The organism is Arsenicicoccus piscis (assembly GCF_022568835.1).
GTDB lineage: Bacteria > Actinomycetota > Actinomycetes > Actinomycetales > Dermatophilaceae > Arsenicicoccus > Arsenicicoccus piscis.
The window spans coordinates 1-19,072 of record NZ_JAKZHV010000007.1 but is presented as its reverse complement, the minus strand read 5'-3'; the positions used below and the strand labels follow the sequence as shown (position 1 = coordinate 19,072).

Here is a 19,072-nt window from a genome sequence, read left to right as displayed (position 1 = left end):
GGTCGGGTCAGGGTAGATCGGGTGGTGCGGTCCGCGCGCGGTGGACGTCAGTCGGTGAGCGGGAGGGCGGGGTCGGGGGACTCGGTCAGGTCGACGTGGATCGCCGCCACGTCCTCGGGCGTCGGCATCTGGCTGCCCGGCAGGCAGACGGCGGCGGCACCGAAGGCGACGGCCGTGCGCATGGCGTCGGCGGGGGAGGCGCCGCCGACGGTGGCGTGCAGGTAGCCGGCGAGCAGCGAGTCGCCGGCGCCGACGGTGGACAGCGGGTTGGTGATGACGGCCTTGGCGTGGATCACGGTGTCACCGCTCACCAGCAGCGCGCCGTCGCGACCCAGGCTCACGACCACGGTCTCGATGCCCTGGGTGTTGAGGGTGTGCGCGGCGTCGACCACGGCCTGCACGGTGCCGAGCTCGGCACCGACGGCCTCGGCGAGCTCCTCGCGGTTGGGCTTGATCAGGTCGGGCGAGGCGGCGAGGGCGTGCGTCATCGGCTCACCGGAGGAGTCGATGGCGATCTTGACGCCGAGGTCACGGCACTGTTCTACGAGCCGGGCGTAGTAGTCGACGCCCAGCCCGCGCGGCAGCGAGCCGCAGCCGACGACCCAGTCCACGGTGCTGGAGCCAGAGCCAGAGCCAGAGCCGGAGCCGCCGACACCCCCGCCGGAGACGGCGTCGCGCACCGTCGAGTCGAGCGCGTCGATCTCGGCGTCGGTGAGGACCGGGCCCAGCTCGTTGACCTTGGTCGTGGTGCCGTCGGGCTCGACCAGGGCCACGTTGGCCCGGATGCTGTCGGTGATCGGCACCGGCCGCACGGGCAGGCCGATCTCGCCGAGAAGGTCCGTCATCATCCGGCCGTAGTGCCCACCGACCGGCAGCACGGCCGTCGTGGCGGTGCCGTGCAGGGCCAGGGCGCGGGAGACGTTGATCCCCTTGCCGCCCGGGTCCTCCCGGTTGTCGGTCGCACGCTGGACGGCTCCGCGCCGCAGCGAGTCCAACGCGATCGTCCGGTCGACGCTCGGGTTGGGGGTGACGGTGATGATCATGCGGTGACGACCTCCGGTCCGTGGGATGCGATCTCGTGCGCGGTCTCGGCGTCGAGGCCGCTGTCGGTGACTACTGTGTCGATCTGGCTGAGACGGGCGAACCGGGCGAAGTGCGTCTGCCCGACCTTGCTGTGGTCGGCGACCACGACCACCCGCCGGGCCGCCGCCACCATCGCGCGCTTGGTGTTGGCCTCCGACTGGTCGGGCGTGGTCAGACCCGCGTGGACGTCCAGCCCGTTGGTGCCGACGAAGGCCACGTCGACGTGGACGTCCTGCAGGGCGTCGACCGCCCACGAGCCTACCGACGCGAGCGTGCGGGCGCGCAGTCGACCCCCGAGGAGATAGAGGTTGATGTCGTCGCGGTCGCTGATCGTGGCAGCCACCGTCACCGAGTTGGTGACAACGGTCAGCTCGCCGCCACGGGGCAGGTGCTCGACCAGCGCGGCGGTGGTGGTGCCCGCGTCGAGCAGGATCGCAGCGTCGGCGGGGATGAGCTCGGCGGCCCGGGCCCCGATGCGGGCCTTCTCGGCGGTGTGCCGCTCGGCGCGGGCGGCCGTGGTCGGCTCGAACCCGAGGCGCTCGATCGGGATGGCGCCGCCGTGCACACGGCGCAGGTGTCCGTGGCGCTCGAGGATGGTCAGGTCGCGCCGGATAGTCTCGGGGGTGACGTCCAGCTCCTCGGCCAGCGCGCTGACCTCGAGGCGACCCTCGGTGCGAGCGCGCTCGACGATCAGCTGGTGCCGCTCGTGCTGATACATGCTCACCTCTGCGCCCGGTCTACATCGACGAGGCAGACGCTACCTGTGGTTGTGCCCGTTTGGGAAGGTGAACGGCCAGAGTCCACTGATTCGGACATCTCCATGTGCTCGGTTGACGCGATCGGACCTGGCCCGGAAGGTGTGGTCATGGAGCTCTCCGACGCGATCCGGCGCCGCCGCATGGTGCGGACCTACACCGACGCACCCGTCGCCGACCACGACCTGCGCGCGTGTCTGGAGGCGGCGACGCGGGCTCCGAGTGCCGGCTTCAGCCAGGGCTGGGACTTCGTGGTGCTGCGGTCCGCCGACGCCCGGGCCGGGTTCTGGTCCGCCACCGCCGAGGTAGACCTCCCGGTCGCCTCGGGCGAGCCGGCTGACGCGTCGCTCCGGGCTGCCCCGGACCCCGACACCGAGCCGGCGAGGGCGCCCGACCGCTGGCTGCGCGGCGTGATGACCGCGCCGGTGCTGGTCGTCGTGTGTGCCGACCGGGATCGCTACCTGGATCGGTACGCCGAGCCGGACAAGGGGTGGAGCGACCGCGACGAGGCCCGCTGGCCGGTGCCGTACTGGGACGTCGACGCGGGGATGGCCGCCCTGCTCGTCCTGCTCACCGCGGTGGACCGGGGGCTCGGCGGGTTGTTCTTCGGCGTGCCCGCGCACGCGCACGAGCGCGTCCACGCCCTGCTCGGGCTGCGGCCGGGTCACCGGCTCGTCGGGGTGGTGGCGCTCGGTCACCCGGCCGAGCACGACCGGAGGTCCCCGAGCCTGCGCCGCGGCCGGCGGGGGCTCGACGGACCGGACGGCGTGGCGCACGAGGGGCGCCTCGGTCTACCACTGGCGTGACGTGACGACCGACACACCCGTCCCTCGCGCCGACCGGGGCGGGGGCCCCTCCGGCGAGCGGTCCGCGGCATAGGCTGCTGCCATGGAGCCTGGCAGCACGTCCGAGTCCCCGTCGGCCCCTTCGGCGGACCCTTCGGCGGGCCCCTCGTCGACGCGCCCGGGAGCCCGCCGCAGCGGGGGCCGCGGCGGCCTCGGCATCGACCCGCACGGCTGGGACGCCGACGTCGTGCTGCGCGACGGGTCGGTCTGCCACCTGCGCCCGATCCGCCCCGAGGACAAGGACGCCGTGCAGGCGTTCCACATGCGCCAGTCCGCCGAGTCGGTCTACCTGCGCTTCTTCGCCCCCATCAAGCAGCTGTCCGCGCGCGACCTCGACCGGTTCACGGTCGTCGACAACGTGTCGCGCGTCGGGCTGGTCGCCACCGTCCGCGACGAGATCATCGGCATCGGCCGGTTCGACCTGATCGACGCCGACAAGGCGGAGGTGGCGTTCAACATCTCCGACCACTACCAGGGCAAGGGCATCGGGTCGGTGCTGCTGGAGCATCTCGCCGCGATCGGCCTGGAGCTCGGCGTCAAGGAGTTCGTCGCCGACGTGCTCCCGCAGAACCGCAAGATGATGAACGTCTTCACCGACGCTGGCTACGAGGTCAGCCACCACTTCGAGGACGGCGTGATCGCGGTCTCGTTCGAGATCGCGCCGACGGTCCGCTCGGAGGTGGTGCGCCTCTCGCGCGAGCACCGGGCCGAGTCGATGTCGATCCGCACCCTGCTGGCCCCCAGGTCCGTGGTGGTGGTCGGGGCGTCGCGCCGACCGGACTCCGCCGGGCACCGGATCCTCGCCGACATCCTCGACTACGGCTTCACCGGCAGCGTCTACGTCGTCCACCCCGAGGCCGACGAGCTGCTCGGGCTCACTCCCTACCGCCGGATCGTGGACATCGGTGAGCCCGTAGACCTCGCGGTCATCGCGGTGCCCGCCGAGCAGGCGCTCGCGTGCGTCGAGGACTGCGCCGCCGCCGGGGTGCGCTCGTTGGTCGTGCTGTCCGCGGGCTTCGCCGAGGCGGGGGAGGCCGGGCGGCGCCTGCAGCTGGAGCTGCGCGACGCCGCTCACCGCGGCGGGATGCGCGTGCTCGGCCCGCACAGCTACGGCCTGGTCAACACCGACCCGCAGGTGCGGCTCAACGCCACCACCGTCGCCGACGTGCCACCGGCCGGCCACCTGGGCCTGTTCGTGCAGAGCGGTGTGCTCGCCGTCGCGGTGCTCGGGTCTGCCGAGCGACGCGGCATCGGCGTCTCGTCGGCGGCGTCCGCCGGCAACCGGCTCGACGTCTCCGGCAACGACCTCATGCAGTACTGGATCGACGACGACGCCACCATCGCGGTCGGCATGCACCTCGAGTCGGTCGGCAACCCGCGCAAGTTCTCCCGCGCCCGTCAGCTCGGCCTGGCCAAGCCGGTCATCGTGGTGAAGTCCGGCTATTCCGGCTACTCCGTGCCGCCCGGGCAGACCGTCCGGCGGGCGCACGTCCCGCCGGGGGCGTTCGAGGCGATGATGGACCAGGCGGGCGTCATCCGGGTCGAGAACGTCCACCAGATGTTCGACGTCGCGCAGCTGGTCGTGCACCAGCCGCTGCCCGCCGGAGACCGGGTGGCCATCGTCGGCAACACCGGGGCCCTCGGGGCGCTGGCCGCCGACGCCGCCCTGAGCCAGGGTCTACGACTGGCGACGGAGCCGACCACGCTGGCGCCGGACGTCAGCGAGGACGAGGTCACCTCCATGCTGCTCACGCTGCTCGACAACCCTGACGTGGACTCGGTCCTCACGACCTTCGTGGCACCCGGCGTCGGGGTCGAGCGCGACTTCTCCGGCGCGATCGTGCGCGCCGTCCGCCACGCCGCGCTCGCGCCCAAGCCGGTCCTCGCGATCACGCTCAACCGGCGCGGCATGTTCCCCGAGCTGGCGATCGGCACCGAGCCCGCCGAGCAGACCCCCGAGCAGCAAGCCCCCGAGCAGCAGCCGGACGAGCGCACCCGCCGACGCCCGGAGCGGATCGTCCCGGCCTACTCCATGCCCGAGGACGCCGTGGTGGCGCTGGCTCGCGCCACGACCTACGCGCTGTGGCTCGCGACCGACCAGGGCGAGCGTCTGACCTACCCCGACATCGACCGGTTCCGCGCGTTCGCGGTGATCGACCGGGTGCTGTCCGAGTCGCCGAACGGCCGCCAGCTGGAGCCGGCGGAGGTGCACGAGCTGCTGGACGCCTACGGCCTGCCGGTGTGGGAGTCGGTCCCGGTCGCGAGCGCCGAGGAGGCCGTCGCGGCGGCCGACCGGCTAGGCTACCCGGTGGTGATCAAGGCGACCTCTGAGGCGCTGCGGCACCTGCCGGGGATCGGCGCCCTGCGGCTCGACCTCGACGACGCGGAGGCGGTCCGTGAGGCGTTCGCGGCGCTCACCGCGCGGTTCACGGCCGGCGGGTCCCGGGGCGACGACCCTGGCTGGGTCGTGCAGCGGATGACCGGCCCGGGCGTCGCGTGCGTCGTGTCCTCCCAGGAGAACCGCCTGTTCGGGCCGATCGTGTCGTTCTCCGTCGCCGGTCCGCCGACCGAGCTGCTCGACGACATCGCCTACCGTATCCCGCCGCTCACCGACGTCAGCGTGCGCGAGCTCATCGGCACCGTGAAGGCCTACCCGTTGCTCGACGGCCACCGGGGTGTCGACCCCGTGGACCAGGACGCGCTCGCCGACGTCGTGGGGCGCGTCTCCGTCCTCGCGGACGACTTCGCCGAGGTGGCCGAGCTCGAGCTCAACCCCGTCCAGGCCCGCGCAGGAGGGGTAGACATCCTCGGCGCCCGGGTCGTGGTCGCCCGGCCGGCGCAGCGGGTGGACTCCGTGCGCCGGGCGATGACCACCTGAGCCGGGTGTCACAATGTCCGCCATGAGATCCGCTGCTCCCGCACCCCTCGTCGCCGACCTCGAGCTCGCGGGCTACTACCCCGCCCTGGTCGCCGACGTAGCCGGCGAGGCGCTCGCGGGGGAGGAGCTCGTCGAGCACCTCGTGCATCAGGAGACCACCTTCGACCGCGACGAGATCCTGCGGCACATCACGGTTCTGGCGCTCACGCCCACCCGACTCATCGTCTGCCACGTCGACGACCACCAGGACCACCCGGTGGGGGTGCCGCGCACGGGCCGGGCCGGTGAGAAGGTCGCCGAGACCACCGTGACCGCGACGTCGGAGTCGGTGCCGCTGAGCGCCGTCCGCGGTGTCACCCTCACCCACGTCGTCCCCGCCGGCGGCCGCTACCGGCCCGGGACGCTCGGCAGCGAGGTCACCCTGACGCTCGGCTGGGGTGCGCTCAGCCGGCTGGAGCTGATGCCGGCGACCTGTGGTGACCCGAGCTGCGACGCCGACCACGGCTACGACGGCGCGGTGACCGGTGACGACATCAGCCTGCGGGTGAGTGCGGACGCCGACGGCGCTCCCGCCGTAGCCCGCGCACGGGCCTTCGCACGGGCGCTCTCCCTCGCGTCCGCGCGGTGAGCCGGTGAGCTCTCCTGAGGTGAGTGCCACCCCCGGCCCGCTGCTGGGGCCCGCGGCGGCCTACGACGGCCTCGGGCTGGCGAACGTCCTGTCCTCCGTGGTCCGTTCGCTCGGCGTAGACCTCGGCCCGGCCGACGTCGACCCGCTCCAGCTGCCGCCCGCCCAGCGTGCCGTGGTGGTGCTCGTCGACGGCCTGGGCGACGAGCTGCTGCGCGCCCGCAGCGGTCACGCGCCCTTCCTGCGGCGCGCCCTCGGGACCCCCGGCGCGGCGTTGCGCCTGCAGTGCGGCTTCCCGTCGACGACCGCGACGAGCATGGGCACGTTCGGCACCGGACTGCCCCCGGGGGCCCACGGTCTGGTCGGCTACCAGGTGCTCATCCCCGGTGAGGAACGCCTGCTCAACGAGCTGTCCTGGGACGCCGGCGTCGACCCCTACGCCTGGCAGCCGTCCGAGACGCTGTTCCAGCGCGCCGCCGCAGCCGGGGTCGCGGTCACCCGCATCGGGCCGCACTTCTTCGACGGCTCAGGGCTGACCGAGGCGGCGCTGCGCGGCGGCTCGTTCCAGGGGGCACGCGACCTCGATGCCCGGGTCGACCGAGCGGTCGCCGCGGTGCGCTCGGCGCGGCGCTCCCTCGTCTACCTCTACTGGGGCGACGTCGACAAGGCCGGTCACGTCTTCGGCTGCGAGTCACCGGAGTGGACCACCGAGCTGGAGCGGGTCGACGCCGAGCTCGCGCGACTGGCGCGGCTCGTGCCCGCCGACACCGCGATCTACGTGACGGCCGACCACGGGATGGTCGACGTCGACCACCTGCACCGGATCAACCTCGAGCACGATGCCGAGCTGGACGCCGGTGTGCGGCTGATGGGCGGCGAGCCCCGCGCGCCCCAGCTCTACGTGCGGCCGGGTGCGACCGCCGACGTCCTCGCCACCTGGCGCGAGCGGATCGGCGACCGCGGAGTCGTCGTCGCGCGCGAGCAGGCGCTCGACGAGGGCTGGTTCGGTCGCGGCGCCCCGCGTCCCGCGGTCGTCGACCGGATCGGCGACGTGCTGGTAGCCCTCACCGGCGAGCTCGCGATCATCGACAGCCGCACCATGCGCCCGGAGCTGATGGCCCTGCTCGGGCTGCACGGCTCGATCACCGAGGCCGAGACCGCCATCCCGCTGCTCACCTTCGCCCCCCGAGACCACGAGAGACCGTAGCCCTATGTCCGTCCCGTCCGTCCCCGGTGCCGACGAGGGCGCCTGGGCGCACCCCTCGCCCGACCAGAACCCGCTCTTCGGCGTGTGCCACCTCGCGCCCGCGATCGGTCGGCTGCGCTTCCACGCCGGGCTCATGGGTGCGGGCAAGTCGGCGCTCGCGATCCAGGTCGGCTTCCACCGGCGCCAGGCCGGTCGACCCGGACTCGTCTTCACCTCCGCCGACCGCGGCGGCGCCGGCCAGCTGTCGTCCCGCCTGGGTCTCTCGGTCTCGGCCAGGCACTTCGACGAGTCGACCGACTTCGTCGCCACCGTCGGATCCGACCTGCCCGCAAGGGGATTCGTGATCGTCGACGAGGCGCAGTTCCTCACGCCCGAGCAGGTCGACCAGCTCGCCCTGCTGGTCGACGAGCTGGCCATCGACGTCGACTGCTTCGGTCTGCTGACCGCCTTCGACTCGCACACCTTCCCCGGCTCCCAGCGTCTGGTCGAGCTCTGCGACGAGATGCTCGACCTCGTCGAGGTGCTCTGCTGGTGCGGCGCTCCCGGTCGGGTCAACGCCCGCATCGAGGGCGGTCAGGTCATCCGGCACGGCTCGCAGGTGGCGGTCGGTGACCTCATCGGCGGCGGCGAGGGCGCCACCTATCGGGTCCTGTGCCGTCGGCACTGGCGTGAGGGCACTCCCGGCTGACCGACCGGTGGGCGGTCGGTGGCGCGGTGGCGGCACGACGCCGGTCGGCGGACGTGACCGACCCCACCCTGGCGAACGAGGCGGATTCGGGTCCCGCACGGGGGTCTGTCGGACCCCTTGGGTAAGGTCAGGACGTAGCCAACGTTCGAGCCGTCGAAGGGGACGAGCCGTGACCACCTATGTCTATGACTTCGCGCACGGGGACAAGGACCAGAAGGACCTGCTGGGCGGCAAGGGAGCGAACCTTGCCGAGATGACCAAGCTGGGTCTGCCGGTGCCGCCTGGTTTCACGATCACGACCGAGGCCTGCCGGGCCTACCTCGAGGCTGGTCGGCAGCCTGCGGAGCTCGGCGTGCAGGTGACCCGTGAGCTGCGGCTGCTCGAGCAAAAGATGGGGCGCCGGCTCGGTGACGCGACCGACCCGCTGCTCGTGTCGGTGCGCTCGGGGGCCAAGTTCTCGATGCCCGGCATGATGGAGACGGTCCTCAACATCGGCCTCAACGACGACTCCGTCGAGGGGCTCGCCGCGATCGCCGACGACGAGCGCTTCGCCTGGGACTCCTACCGTCGCCTGATCCAGATGTTCGGCGCCACCGTCATGGACATCAAGTCGAGCCGGTTCGCCGAGATCCACGACGCCGCGAAGAACGCCGAGGGGGTCTCGACCGACCCCGAGCTGTCCGTGGACGGTCTGAAGAAGGTCGTCGAGGACTACAAGGAGCTGGTCCGCAACGTCACCGGTCGCGAGTTCCCGCAGTGGCCGCGCGAGCAGCTGGACATGGCGATCCGAGCGGTCTTCGACTCGTGGAACACCGAGCGCGCCCGGATCTATCGTCGCCGCGAGCGGATCCCGCACGACCTCGGCACCGCCGTCAACGTCTGCACGATGGTCTTCGGCAACATGGGCGAGGACTCCGGCACCGGTGTCGCGTTCACCCGCGACCCGGCGACGGGTCACACGGGTCACTACGGCGACTACCTGGTCAACGCCAGGGCGAGGACGTCGTCGCCGGCATCCGCAACACCATGTCCCTGGACGACATGGCGTCCGTGCACCCGAAGCCGTTCAAGCAGCTCGAGCAGAACCTCCGGCTCCTCGAGACGCACTACCGCGACCTGTGCGACGTCGAGTTCACGGTGGAGCGGGGCAAGCTGTGGATGCTGCAGACCCGCGTCGGCAAGCGCACCGCGCCGGCAGCGTTCCGGATCGCGAGCGAGCTGGTCGACGAGCAGCTCATCACGATGGACGAGGCGTTGTCCCGCGTGACGGGGGAGCAGCTGGTGCAGCTGATGTTCCCCCAGCTCGACCCCGACGCCGAGCGCACCCTGCTCACCAAGGGCATGGCCGCCTCGCCGGGCGCCGCCGTCGGCAAGGTCGTCTTCGACTCCCCGACCGCGGTCGAGTGGGCCCAGCGCGGTGAGAAGGTCCTGCTGGTGCGCCGCGAGACCAACCCCGACGACCTCTCGGGCATGATCGCCTCCGAGGGTGTGCACCGCTCGCGGCGGCAAGACCTCGCACGCCGCCGTGGTCGCCCGCGGCATGGGCCGCACCTGCGTCTGCGGCGCCGAGGAGCTGGCCATCGACGCGAAGGCCAAGACGGTGACGGTGGGCGAGCACACGATCAACGAGGGCGACATGCTCTCGATCGACGGCGCCACCGGTGAGGTCTTCCTCGGCGAGCTGTCCGTCGTCTCCAGCCCGGTCATGACCTACCTCGACGACGGCCTGGAGGCCGGCATCAAGGGCCAGGACGACGAGACGGTGCTCCTGGTCAAGGCCGTCGACCGACTGCTCGAGCACGCCGACGACGTGCGCCGGCTCGGGGTGCGCACCAACGCCGACACGGCCGAGGACAGCAAGCACGCCCGCGAGCTCGGCGCCGAGGGCATCGGGCTGTGCCGCACCGAGCACATGTTCCTCGGTGACCGGCGCGAGCTGATCGAGCGGGTCATCCTCGCCGCCGACGACGACGAGAAGCAGGCGGCGCTCGACGCGTTGCTGCCGCTGCAGCGCGACGACTTCGTCGAGATGCTCGAGGCGATGGACGGGCTGCCGGTGACGGTGCGTCTGCTCGACCCGCCGCTGCACGAGTTCCTCCCGGACCTCAACGAGCTGTCCGTCAAGATCGCGGTCGCCGAGGCGACCGGCGAGGAGGTGTCCGAGCACGACCGCACCCTGCTCGCCGCGGTGCAGCGCCAGCACGAGTCCAACCCGATGCTCGGCCTGCGCGGTGTGCGCCTGGGCCTCACCGTCAAGGGCCTGTTCGCCCTGCAGGTGCGAGCGCTCGCCGAGGCCATGGCGATCCGCAAGGCCGCCGGTGGCGACCCGCGCCCCGAGGTGATGGTGCCGCTCGTCGGCTCGATCAACGAGCTGGACCTCATTCGCGACGAGGCGCAGCAGATCATCGCCGAGGTCGGCCAGGACAAGGGCTTCGACCTGTCCATGCCCATCGGCACCATGATCGAGCTGCCGCGGGCCGCCCTGACGTCCGAGCGCATCGCCGGGTCCGCCGACTTCTTCTCGTTCGGCACCAACGACCTGACCCAGACCACCTGGGGCTTCTCGCGCGACGACGTGGAGTCTTCGTTCTTCACCCACTACATGGACAAGGGCGTCTTCACCGTGTCGCCGTTCGAGACCCTCGACCAGACCGGTGTCGGCGCTCTCGTGAAGCTCGGGGTCGAGGGTGGCCGGCGCGGCAACCCGAAGATCCACCTGGGTATCTGTGGTGAGCACGGCGGCGACCCGGCCTCGATCCACTTCTTCCACCACGCGGGGCTCGACTACGTCTCGTGCTCGCCGTTCCGCATCCCGGTCGCCCGGCTCGAAGCGGGCCGTGCGGCCGTCGAGTCCGAGGACGGCACCGCCTGACGGTGGCCTGACCCCGCACCGACCGACCGGCGTGCAGCCGGTCGGGTCGTGCGGGGTCGGTCCAGGTCAGTCGTTGTCGGGCTTCTTGGAGCCGAACATCACGTCGTCCCAGCTGGGGACGCTGGTCCGGCCCGACCGGCGACGCTGCTGAGTAGCCCGGCGGGCGGCCCGCCCGGTGGGCCGAGCCTCGGGCTGGTTCTCGGAGTGGTCCTTGGTCTGCGGCTCCGCCTGATTCTCGGTGTCGGGCTTGCCCTCGGGGGCCGGCTGGTCGGGGTCGGGGACGGGCGGGGTCGGACGCTCGGCGACCTCCGGGTTGGGGTGTGCTGCGGGTGTCGGTGCGTCCAGCTCGGGCAGCCTCACCTGGCCGGGCACGTGCTCGGGTCCTGCCGCCGCGGCGGTCGGGCCGGGGGCAGGGGTGACCGTCACGTCGACTCCGGCCCCGTCCGGCTCGCGCGCGGGTCGCTCGTCGTCCGGGTGGGCCTCGGCGGTCTCGTCCTCCAGGTGGGCCCCGGTGGTCTCGTCCTCCGGGTAGCCCTCGCCCAGCCCGTCGTGGGTGGCCGGGTCCGCGGCCTCGACCGGGTCGCCCGCCGTGCCGGTCGGCTCCTGGGTGGCCCGGTCGGCCACCGCGTCGGCCGGTTCCTGGGTGGGCTGGTCGACCACCGCGACCGCGATGTCGTCGCGGACCAGCTCGATCGTCGGCTCGGCAGCGATCGTCTCGGCAGCATCGACCTGCTGGGCCTCGACCTGCTCCGCCTCGACCTCGCGCGCCTCGATCTGCTCCGCCTCGATGTGCTCCGCCGTGACCGGCTCGGCCGGCGGGGCGACGGGGGTGTCGGGCAGCTGGTCCTGGCCGGACGGGCTACGGGGGGGCGCGGAGCGTCGCCGGCGTGAGGCGCGACTGCGCTGGCGCATCGACTCGACCATCTGGTCGTCCTCGTCGGCGTCGTGGCCGCGCGTGCCGACGTGCAGGTACATGCCGGGGGAGTCGACCTCGTAGGCGTCCTGCCGGTCGGCTGCAGCCGACTGCGGTGGCTCGGCCCGGCCGGCGGGCGGCTCGGCGGCTGCCTCGTTGTCGACGGCCTGCGGTGCGGGCCGGTCACCACCGCGCTCGGTCTCGTCCGGCGCGTCGATGCCGCCCTCGGACTCGAGGTCGAAGACGAGCGAGCCGCGGGGACGCGCGGCCTCCTCGGGCGTGGCGTCGTCGTCCTCGGACAGCCAGCGGGCCTCGTCGTCGAAGGGGGCGACGGTGCGGGCCACCACGTCGAAGTGCCAGCGGGCTTCGCGCAACCGGCCACCGGCCGGGAAGGACAGCTGCAGCGTCCACGGCCCCTCGGCCCCACGCCAGGCGTCCCACGATGCGGCGGCGGCGTCGACCCCGCGGGCGTGCAGCCGCTCGGCGACCCGGCTCGAGAGCATCGTGCTGGTCGACCCGCGCGAGCGCAGTCGCACGGCGGTGGCGAGGGAGGCAACGTGCTCGCGCTCGGCGATGATGGGGCCTTCGTACTTGTGGACCTTCTCCAGCGTCCACCCGGACAGCTCGGCGACCTCCTCGGCGGAGGCGCCGGCGCGGATCAGCGCCTGCACCTCCCGTGGGCTGAGCGAGGTCGGGGTGTCGTCACCGGCGGGGCGCGGGCGCTCGTGCCGCACGGCCGAGCGCAGCGCGTGATCGAGCGGCAGGCGGTAGCGACCGCCCTGGTCGTCCGCCAGCAGCACGTGCTCGCTGTCCTCCGACAGGCCGACGAGGCGAAGGTCCTGCATGCTCACTGATCACTTCTCTTTCGTCACCGGGCAGCGCTTCGTCTCAGCGTACTGTCGAAAGGCTCGCACGGCGGCGCCGTCGCGCGGGTCCCGGCACGCCGCCGGATAGGCTGGGGGACGCCATGGCCAACGCGTTCGGATCGTTGCAGCTGGCTCTCGACCTCCTCGGCGTGTTCGTGTTCGCGGTGTCCGGAGCCCTCGTCGGCGTCCGCAAGGACCTCGACGTGTTCGGGGTGCTCTGCCTGGCCCTCGCCACGTCGCTCGCCGGCGGTATCGTCCGCGACGTCCTGCTCGACGCGACTCCCGTCGGCGTCTCGGACTGGCGGCTGGTCGCGTGCGCGCTGGTCGCCGGCCTGATCGGCTTCCGCTGGTCGCACCACGTCGAGCGGCTGTCGCGCCCGATCAAGACGCTCGACGCAGCCGGCCTCGCGCTGTTCAGCGTGTCCGGCGCCATCAAGGCGCTCACCTTCGGGGCCAACGGCATGGAGGCCGTGATCCTCGGGCTGATCACCGCCGTCGGCGGTGGCGTGATCCGCGACCTGCTCAGCGGGATCGTGCCGGAGGTGCTGCGCCGCGAGCTCTACGCGGTGCCGGCGGTCGTCGGCGGCATCTTGGTCGTCCTGGCCGCCGAGACCGGCACGCTCGGGACCCTCACCGCGAGCGGTGCCGTCGCCGTCGTCTTCTGCTATCGCCTGCTCGCCATCGTCCGGCACTGGCACGCGCCGCACGCCCCACCCCCGCCGGTCGGCTCCGCAGCAGCTCGCCGTCGGGCTCGCTGGGACCGCGCCACCCGGCGCGCCCGCATCGTCCGTAGAGCGTCCGCCGTGCGCCGCTCCCGGCAGTCGTCCGGGAGAGGCAGCGCAGCGGGGCCGGTGCAGCAGGACCCGTCCACCCCGGAGCACCTCCGCAACCGCGCCCGCAGGAAGGACGCCCCTCGTGACCCAGCCAGACCCCACGCAGCCCGACCCCACGCAGCCCGACCTCGGCCAGCAGCAGGACCGGGTGGACCCCTACGACGGCCTGGTGCTGCTCTCCTTCGGTGGGCCGGAGCAGGCGTCCGACGTGATGCCCTTCCTGCGCAACGTGACCGCCGGTCGCGGGATCCCGGACGAGCGGCTCGAGGCGGTCGCCCAGCACTACTACCTGCTCGGCGGTCGTAGCCCGGTCAACGAACACGGCCGCGAGCTGGTCAGCGCGCTCGTGGACGAGCTGGGCCGGCGCGAGCTGAACCTGCCGGTCTACTTCGGCAACCGCAACTGGGACCCGTTCCTGGTCGACGCGCTGCGCGAGGCGCACGACGCGGGCGCCCGCCGGCTGGTCGTGGTGACCACCAGCGCCTACTCCTCCTACTCCTCGTGCCGGCAGTACAGAGAGGACATCGCCGGGGCGATCGCGGCGCTCGGCGACGAGGGCCGCACGCTGCAGGTCGACCGGGTCAGGGGCTACTACAACCACCCTGGCTTCGCCCGCACGGTGACCCGGCTGGTCACCGAGGCGCTGCGCGAGCTGCCCGTCGAGGGCACCCGCATCGTCTTCGTCACGCACTCCATCCCCGACGCGATGGACGAGACCAGCGGACCCGGTGACGGCGAGGGTCGGCTCTACCAACGTGAGCACCTCGACCTGGCCGTGGCGGTGACCGAGGAGGTCAACGCGACCCTCTCGACGAGCTACGCGTTCGACCTCACCTACTGCTCGCGCTCCGGACCGCCGCACCAGCCGTGGCTGGAGCCCGACATCAACGACCATCTCGAGGTCCTCGCCGGCCAAGGTGTCGAGCGGGTGGTGTGCGTGCCGTTCGGCTTCGTGTCCGACCACATGGAGGTCATCTACGACCTCGACCACGAGGCGCAGGAGACCGCCACCCGGCTGGGTGTCGAGCTGGTCCGGGTGCCCACGGTCGGGGTGGATCCCGAGTTCGTCAGCGGGCTGGTCGACCTGGTGGAGGAGCGCGCGGCGCAGGCCCGCGACACCCTGCCGACCCGCCCGGCCTGGCCCGGCTCGCCGCTGTGGTCGGTGTGCCCGGCGGGCTGCTGCCCCAACCTGCGCGCCGCCCGTCCCGCCGCCTGCGGCTCGGACTGACCGGGCAGCACGCCACCGCGGTGAAAGACTGGGGGAGTGACCCGCGACCTCGCCGAGCCCGCCTCGACCCCTGACAGCATCCGCGTCCCCGCCCGCGACCAGGGCCTCGCGCTCCCGCCCGACCTGATCGACGAGCTCGAGGCGCTCGCCGTGCAGGTGGCGCAGCGGTGCGGTCGGCTCATCGTCGACGAGCGTCCCCGCGACCTCGACGTGGCCTCGACGAAGTCCAGCGCCACCGACGTGGTGACGATCATGGACCGGCGCTCGGAGGACCTCGCCCACCGGCTGCTCCTCGAGGCCCGGCCGCAGGACGGGCTGCTCGGCGAGGAGGGCACCGGGATCGTCGGCAGCAGCGGGATCAGCTGGGTGGTCGACCCGATCGACGGCACCGTCAACTATCTCTACGACATCCCGGCGTACGCCGTGTCCATCGCGGCCGTGGTGGGCAATCCGCGCGTGCCCGGCGGGTGGTACCCGGTCGCGGGTGCCGTGACCCATGCGGTGCTCGGCCAGACGTATCGGGCCGGGCTCGGGCGGGGCGCCCGGCTCGAGGCCGCGGACGGCTCGGTCCGTGCCCTGCGGCACAACCCGTCGCCGCTGCTCGAGGCCAGCCTGCTGTCCACCGGCTTCGGCTACCTCGCGGACGTGCGCGCCGCTCAGGGCCGGGTGATCGCGACGGTGCTGCCGCAGGTGCGCGACATCCGTCGGATCGGTAGCGCGGCCCTGGACCTGTGTGCCATCGCCTCCGGCCAGACGGACGTCTACTACGAGCGGGGGCTGAACGCCTGGGACCTCGCGGCCGGCTGGCTCGTGGCGGTGGAGTCAGGCGCGACCGTCCGCGGTCTGGACCAGGACACGCCCGGCGCCGCGGTCACCCTCGCGGGGGCGCCAGGACCGGTCGAGGAGCTCGCCGTGATCCTGCGCTCGTGCGGCGTCGCTGACTGACCGACGAGCAGAGATGACGCGGGCCGCAAAGTAAGGCACAATGCGCCGCGAGCCTCGGGCACAAAACGGCACTCTCCGCCGTTGAAGGCCACGCACCGACCGTCCACCGAGTTTCCGGTCCGAAGGGCCGACCGCCCCGCCAGGACCGAGAGAGAGGGCCACCATGGCTACCGACTACGACGCCCCGCGCAAGACCGACGACGAGATGTCCGAGGACTCCATCGAGGAGCTCAAGGCGCGCCGCGTCGACACCTCGTCCTCCAGCGTGGACGTCGACGAGACCGAGCAGGCCGAGGGCTTCGAGCTCCCGGGGGCCGACCTCTCCGGCGAGGAGCTGTCCTACCGCGTCCTGCCCCGTCAGGCCGACGAGTTCACCTGTGGCAGCTGCTTCCTCGTGCACCACCGCAGCCAGCTGGCCAAGGAGGTCAACGGCCAGATGATCTGCTCGGAGTGCGCGGCCTGAGCGCCGAGGTCGCCCCGGAGGGGCGCGTAGATGTCGCCCCGGAGGGGCGCGTAGATGTCGCCCCGGAGGGGCGCGTAGATGTTGCCCCGGAGGGGCGCATAGATGTCGCCCCGGTGGACGTGCTGCTGCTGCGGCTGGACCCCGAGCTGGAGCCGCCGAGCTACGCCCGCCCGGGCGACGCGGGAGCCGACCTGCGCGCACGCACCGAGGTGCGCCTCGAGCCGGGTGAGCGGGCCCTGATCCCGACCGGCGTGGCGCTCGCGCTGCCGGAGGGCTACGCCGGCTTCGTCCACCCCGATCGGGTCTCGCGGCCAAGCACGGCCTGACGATCGTCAACGCGCCGGGCACCGTCGACGCGGGCTACCGCGGCGAGATATTGGTCAACCTGCTCAACACCGACCGGTCCGAGGCGTTCACCATCCACCGGGGCGACCGGATCGCCCAGCTGGTCGTGCAGGCGGTGTCGGCCGTCCAGTTCCGAGAGGTAACCTGCCTACCGGAGAGCGTGCGTGGCACGAGCGGCCACGGCGACAGCGGGGGCTTCGGCGCCCGCTGACCCACCGCTCTTCGTCCGCACCACCCACCACTGCCGCCAAAGGACTGTTCGTGGCCCTCTTCCGCCGCAAGAAGCACGACGCATCGACCGACCCCGACGTGCCGGACACGACGGATCCGACGACCGGCTCCGAGGCAGAGGCCGAGCACGACGACGTGGCTGCGGACGACGCCCGCCCGAGCGGCACCGAGCTCGGTGGCACCGGCCGCAAGGTGCGCGCCAACGGTCCGCACGACGAGTCCGAGGTCGACGGCCTCGGCGGTCGGCTCGACCTCGGCGCGCTGTGGCTGCCCGGCCTGGACGGCCTGGAGCTGCGCCTCGAGATCGACGAGGCCTCCGGCACGGTCACGGGCGTCACCGCGGTGATGGCCGACTCCTCGCTCGCGCTGCACGCCTACGCCGCGCCGCGCACCCTCGGCATCTGGGACGACATCCGCGACGAGATCGCCGCCAGTGTCGAGACCAACGGCGGCACCGCCCGGGTCGAGGACGGCCTGTTCGGCACCGAGCTGGCCGTAGAGCTCCCGGCCCAGGACGCCGCCGGTCGCCGGGTGCTGCAGCCGGGTCGCTTCCTCGGCGTCGACGGCCCGCGCTGGTTCGTGCGGGGCTTCCTGGCCGGGCCTGCCGCGACCGACGCCGAGGTCGCCGCACCGCTGCTCAGCCTTCTCGCCGACGCGGTCGTCGTCCGCGGCGCCGACGCGATGGCGCCCCGCGAGCTGCTGCCCCTGCGCATCCCCGAGCAGGCGGTCGCCCAGGACGGCGTAGACCCCACCGACCCGGTGGACGACCTGCAGCCCTTCGAGCGCGGCCCGGAGATCACGGAGATCCGATGAGCATCACCCGCGAGCGGCGCCCCGGGCGGCTGCGCCGCCTGCTCGGTCGGCTCGCCACCGACCAGGACGAGCTCGACAACAGCGAGCTGCGCGAGAGCAGCCAGGGCCTCGGCCACCGCACCATCGCCGAGCTGGCCGACCGCGAGGTCGCCACGGTGTCCGGCACGATCCGCAACACCACGCTGAGCCCGCTCGGTCAGGTGCCGGCGCTGCGCGCCGAGCTCTACGACGGGACGCAGCGCCTGCAGCTCATCTGGCTGGGGCGCCGCTCGATCGCCGGGATCGACCCCGGCACCTACCTGCGCGCCCGCGGCCGGGTGTGCACCAAGGACGGGATCAAGACGATCTACAACCCCTTCTACGACACGTGCCGGTCGACCGTGGCCGCTGACGACGAGGGCCTGGCGTCGGTCCGGGCGCACGTTGCACCGTGGAGCGGCTCATCCGGGAGCGGCTCGCCACGGTCCTCGGCGGCTGGCGCGGCTCGCTCGAGGCTGCCCTGCCGACCGTGGTGTTCGTGCTGGTCTGGGTCGTGCGCGCGGACCTGCGCGGTGTACATGTCATCGCCTCGCTGGTGACCGCCGCCCTGCTCGGCGTCGCCCGGCTGGTGACCCGCGGGACGATGCAGTTCGTGCTGTCCAGCCTGCTCGGCACGGCCCTCGCTGCGTACTTCGCCATGCGCAGCGGTCGCGCCGAGGCGGCGTTCCTGCCCGGCATCTTGATCAGCGCCGGCTACTTCGTCGCGACCTTGCTGTCCGTGGTCACCCGCTGGCCGGTCGTCGGCTTCCTCGTCGGTGCCGACCTGGTGCACTCGCACACGTGGTACGCCAACTTCGGCGCGCCAGGACCGGGCCATGGTCCGGGTGCACGTCATCAGCGCGGCTGGAGCCGCTGCGCTGTGGAAGGCTGAGCAGCTCGGCGGCGGCTACCGACTTCCTGCTCTCGAGCGCTCCGCCTACCAGGTCGCTGCCTCGGCATCGCGAAGAGCGTCCTCGGCTGGCCGACGTCCTGCGCTCCTATCCCTCGGTCGACCCCGACCGGGTCAAGGTCGTGCACAACGGCATCGACTCGACCGACGCCGAGCTGAGGACCCGGCGGTGCTCGAGCGCCTCGGCGTCTCGTCCGAGCGCCCGTCCGTCGTGTTCGTCGAGGTCCACCCGTCCAGAAGGAGCCTGCCCTACCTGTGCGCGCGGCCGCCAAGCTGCCGCCGGAGGTCCAGCTCGTCCTCGACGTCCGGGACGGTGAGCAGAAGCAGCTCGTCGCCGGCCTCGACCGGGTCGTCGCGGGTGGGCGCGATGGGCTTGCCGTCGCGGATGATGCCGACCAGCGTGGTGTCGCGGGGGAGCGGTACGTCGTCCACCAGACGCCCGGCGTAGGCGCCGCGGCGGTAGGTGAGCTCGACCATCGTCGAGCGGCCCTTCTGGAACTCGAAGAGCCGCACCAGGTCACCGACGCTCACGGCCTCCTCGACCAGGGCGGTCA

17 protein-coding genes and 2 pseudogenes are annotated in these 19,072 nt (G+C 72.7%); 14 read left to right on the top strand and 5 right to left on the bottom strand.

Annotated elements, in window-relative coordinates:
* Nucleotides 1-47: 47 nt before the first annotated feature.
* On the bottom strand, nucleotides 48-1,043 hold the full coding sequence (pfkB, locus tag MM440_RS12715; RefSeq protein WP_241444712.1) for a 1-phosphofructokinase: 996 nt from the start codon (nucleotides 1,041-1,043) through the stop codon (nucleotides 48-50).
* Nucleotides 1,040-1,801 (bottom strand): DeoR/GlpR family DNA-binding transcription regulator, encoded by a 762-nt coding sequence (locus MM440_RS12710; RefSeq protein ID WP_241444711.1) that lies wholly within the window; start codon nucleotides 1,799-1,801, stop codon nucleotides 1,040-1,042. Before MM440_RS12710 ends, pfkB begins: the two co-directional genes overlap by 4 nt.
* A 147-nt stretch (nucleotides 1,802-1,948) precedes the next feature.
* On the opposite strand from MM440_RS12710, the gene MM440_RS12705 reads away from it, so the two are divergent.
* The 6 genes and pseudogenes from MM440_RS12705 (at nucleotide 1,949) to ppdK (ending at nucleotide 10,953) form a co-directional block, all read left to right on the top strand.
* The gene (locus MM440_RS12705; protein ID WP_241444710.1) at nucleotides 1,949-2,644 is read left to right on the top strand and encodes a nitroreductase family protein; all 696 of its coding nucleotides are present in this window, start codon (nucleotides 1,949-1,951) and stop codon (nucleotides 2,642-2,644) included.
* An 82-nt stretch (nucleotides 2,645-2,726) separates the two neighbouring features.
* Nucleotides 2,727-5,561, top strand: a complete 2,835-nt coding sequence (locus MM440_RS12700) for a bifunctional acetate--CoA ligase family protein/GNAT family N-acetyltransferase (RefSeq protein WP_241444709.1) — start codon at nucleotides 2,727-2,729, stop codon at nucleotides 5,559-5,561.
* Nucleotides 5,562-5,574: 13 nt separating this feature from the next.
* On the top strand, nucleotides 5,575-6,189 hold the full coding sequence (locus tag MM440_RS12695) for a DUF5998 family protein (RefSeq protein ID WP_420914162.1): 615 nt from the start codon (nucleotides 5,575-5,577) through the stop codon (nucleotides 6,187-6,189).
* Between the two features lie 19 nt (nucleotides 6,190-6,208).
* A complete protein-coding gene (locus MM440_RS12690) occupies nucleotides 6,209-7,393 on the top strand; it encodes an alkaline phosphatase family protein (RefSeq protein WP_241444705.1) in 1,185 nt (394 codons plus the stop codon).
* A 4-nt stretch (nucleotides 7,394-7,397) separates the two neighbouring features.
* Complete coding sequence (locus MM440_RS12685; RefSeq protein ID WP_241444703.1) at nucleotides 7,398-8,081, top strand: thymidine kinase; 684 nt, start codon at nucleotides 7,398-7,400, stop codon at nucleotides 8,079-8,081.
* 169 nt (nucleotides 8,082-8,250) lie between these two features.
* A pseudogene (gene ppdK / locus MM440_RS12680) lies at nucleotides 8,251-10,953 on the top strand (pyruvate, phosphate dikinase).
* A 66-nt stretch (nucleotides 10,954-11,019) separates the two neighbouring features.
* On the opposite strand, the gene sepH reads toward ppdK, so the two are convergent.
* Nucleotides 11,020-12,711: a septation protein SepH gene (sepH, locus tag MM440_RS12675; RefSeq protein ID WP_241444861.1), complete on the bottom strand. Its 1,692-nt coding sequence runs from the start codon at nucleotides 12,709-12,711 to the stop codon at nucleotides 11,020-11,022.
* A 122-nt stretch (nucleotides 12,712-12,833) separates the two neighbouring features.
* On the opposite strand from sepH, the gene MM440_RS17420 reads away from it, so the two are divergent.
* The 8 genes and pseudogenes from MM440_RS17420 to MM440_RS12635 all read left to right on the top strand — a co-directional run bounded on the left by MM440_RS17420 (nucleotide 12,834) and on the right by MM440_RS12635 (nucleotide 18,500).
* Nucleotides 12,834-13,871: a trimeric intracellular cation channel family protein gene (locus MM440_RS17420; protein ID WP_241444701.1), complete on the top strand. Its 1,038-nt coding sequence runs from the start codon at nucleotides 12,834-12,836 to the stop codon at nucleotides 13,869-13,871.
* Complete coding sequence (hemH, locus tag MM440_RS12665; RefSeq protein WP_241444860.1) at nucleotides 13,774-14,793, top strand: ferrochelatase; 1,020 nt, start codon at nucleotides 13,774-13,776, stop codon at nucleotides 14,791-14,793. The genes MM440_RS17420 and hemH overlap by 98 nt, the downstream gene beginning before the upstream one ends.
* A gap of 36 nt (nucleotides 14,794-14,829) precedes the next feature.
* Nucleotides 14,830-15,738, top strand: coding sequence for an inositol monophosphatase family protein (locus MM440_RS12660; RefSeq protein WP_241444699.1), 909 nt, complete (start codon nucleotides 14,830-14,832; stop codon nucleotides 15,736-15,738).
* A gap of 163 nt (nucleotides 15,739-15,901) precedes the next feature.
* Entirely contained in the window at nucleotides 15,902-16,201 is a 300-nt protein-coding gene (locus MM440_RS12655; RefSeq protein WP_241444697.1) for a DUF4193 domain-containing protein, read from the top strand.
* 98 nt (nucleotides 16,202-16,299) lie between these two features.
* Nucleotides 16,300-16,757 (top strand): annotated as a pseudogene (gene dut, locus MM440_RS12650) (dUTP diphosphatase).
* 50 nt (nucleotides 16,758-16,807) lie between these two features.
* Entirely contained in the window at nucleotides 16,808-17,590 is a 783-nt protein-coding gene (locus MM440_RS12645) for a DUF3710 domain-containing protein (protein WP_241444695.1), read from the top strand.
* On the top strand, nucleotides 17,587-18,168 hold the full coding sequence (locus MM440_RS12640) for an OB-fold nucleic acid binding domain-containing protein (RefSeq protein WP_241444693.1): 582 nt from the start codon (nucleotides 17,587-17,589) through the stop codon (nucleotides 18,166-18,168). Before MM440_RS12645 ends, MM440_RS12640 begins: the two co-directional genes overlap by 4 nt.
* Nucleotides 18,099-18,500: a DUF3159 domain-containing protein gene (locus tag MM440_RS12635; protein WP_338155659.1), complete on the top strand. Its 402-nt coding sequence runs from the start codon at nucleotides 18,099-18,101 to the stop codon at nucleotides 18,498-18,500. The genes MM440_RS12640 and MM440_RS12635 overlap by 70 nt, the downstream gene beginning before the upstream one ends.
* A 106-nt stretch (nucleotides 18,501-18,606) precedes the next feature.
* Here the strand turns inward: MM440_RS12635 and MM440_RS12630 are convergent, their stop codons facing one another.
* Nucleotides 18,607-18,747, bottom strand: coding sequence for a hypothetical protein (locus tag MM440_RS12630; RefSeq protein WP_241444689.1), 141 nt, complete (start codon nucleotides 18,745-18,747; stop codon nucleotides 18,607-18,609).
* Between the two features lie 20 nt (nucleotides 18,748-18,767).
* Nucleotides 18,768-19,072: TrkA C-terminal domain-containing protein (locus MM440_RS12625; protein ID WP_277626684.1), on the bottom strand; the 305-nt coding region annotated here is incomplete at its 5' end.

Bases quoted from the DNA above. Each gene is read 5' to 3' on its own strand.
- pfkB (WP_241444712.1), bottom strand. From the start codon at position 1,043: ATGATCATCACCGTCACCCCCAACCCGAGCGTCGACCGGACGATCGCG.
- MM440_RS12710 (WP_241444711.1), bottom strand. From the start codon at position 1,801: ATGTATCAGCACGAGCGGCACCAGCTGATCGTCGAGCGCGCTCGCACC.
- MM440_RS12705 (WP_241444710.1), top strand. From the start codon at position 1,949: ATGGAGCTCTCCGACGCGATCCGGCGCCGCCGCATGGTGCGGACCTAC.
- MM440_RS12700 (WP_241444709.1), top strand. From the start codon at position 2,727: ATGGAGCCTGGCAGCACGTCCGAGTCCCCGTCGGCCCCTTCGGCGGAC.
- MM440_RS12695 (WP_420914162.1), top strand. From the start codon at position 5,575: ATGTCCGCCATGAGATCCGCTGCTCCCGCACCCCTCGTCGCCGACCTC.
- MM440_RS12685 (WP_241444703.1), top strand. From the start codon at position 7,398: ATGTCCGTCCCGTCCGTCCCCGGTGCCGACGAGGGCGCCTGGGCGCAC.
- sepH (WP_241444861.1), bottom strand. From the start codon at position 12,711: ATGCAGGACCTTCGCCTCGTCGGCCTGTCGGAGGACAGCGAGCACGTG.
- MM440_RS17420 (WP_241444701.1), top strand. From the start codon at position 12,834: ATGGCCAACGCGTTCGGATCGTTGCAGCTGGCTCTCGACCTCCTCGGC.
- MM440_RS12655 (WP_241444697.1), top strand. From the start codon at position 15,902: ATGGCTACCGACTACGACGCCCCGCGCAAGACCGACGACGAGATGTCC.
- MM440_RS12640 (WP_241444693.1), top strand. From the start codon at position 17,587: ATGAGCATCACCCGCGAGCGGCGCCCCGGGCGGCTGCGCCGCCTGCTC.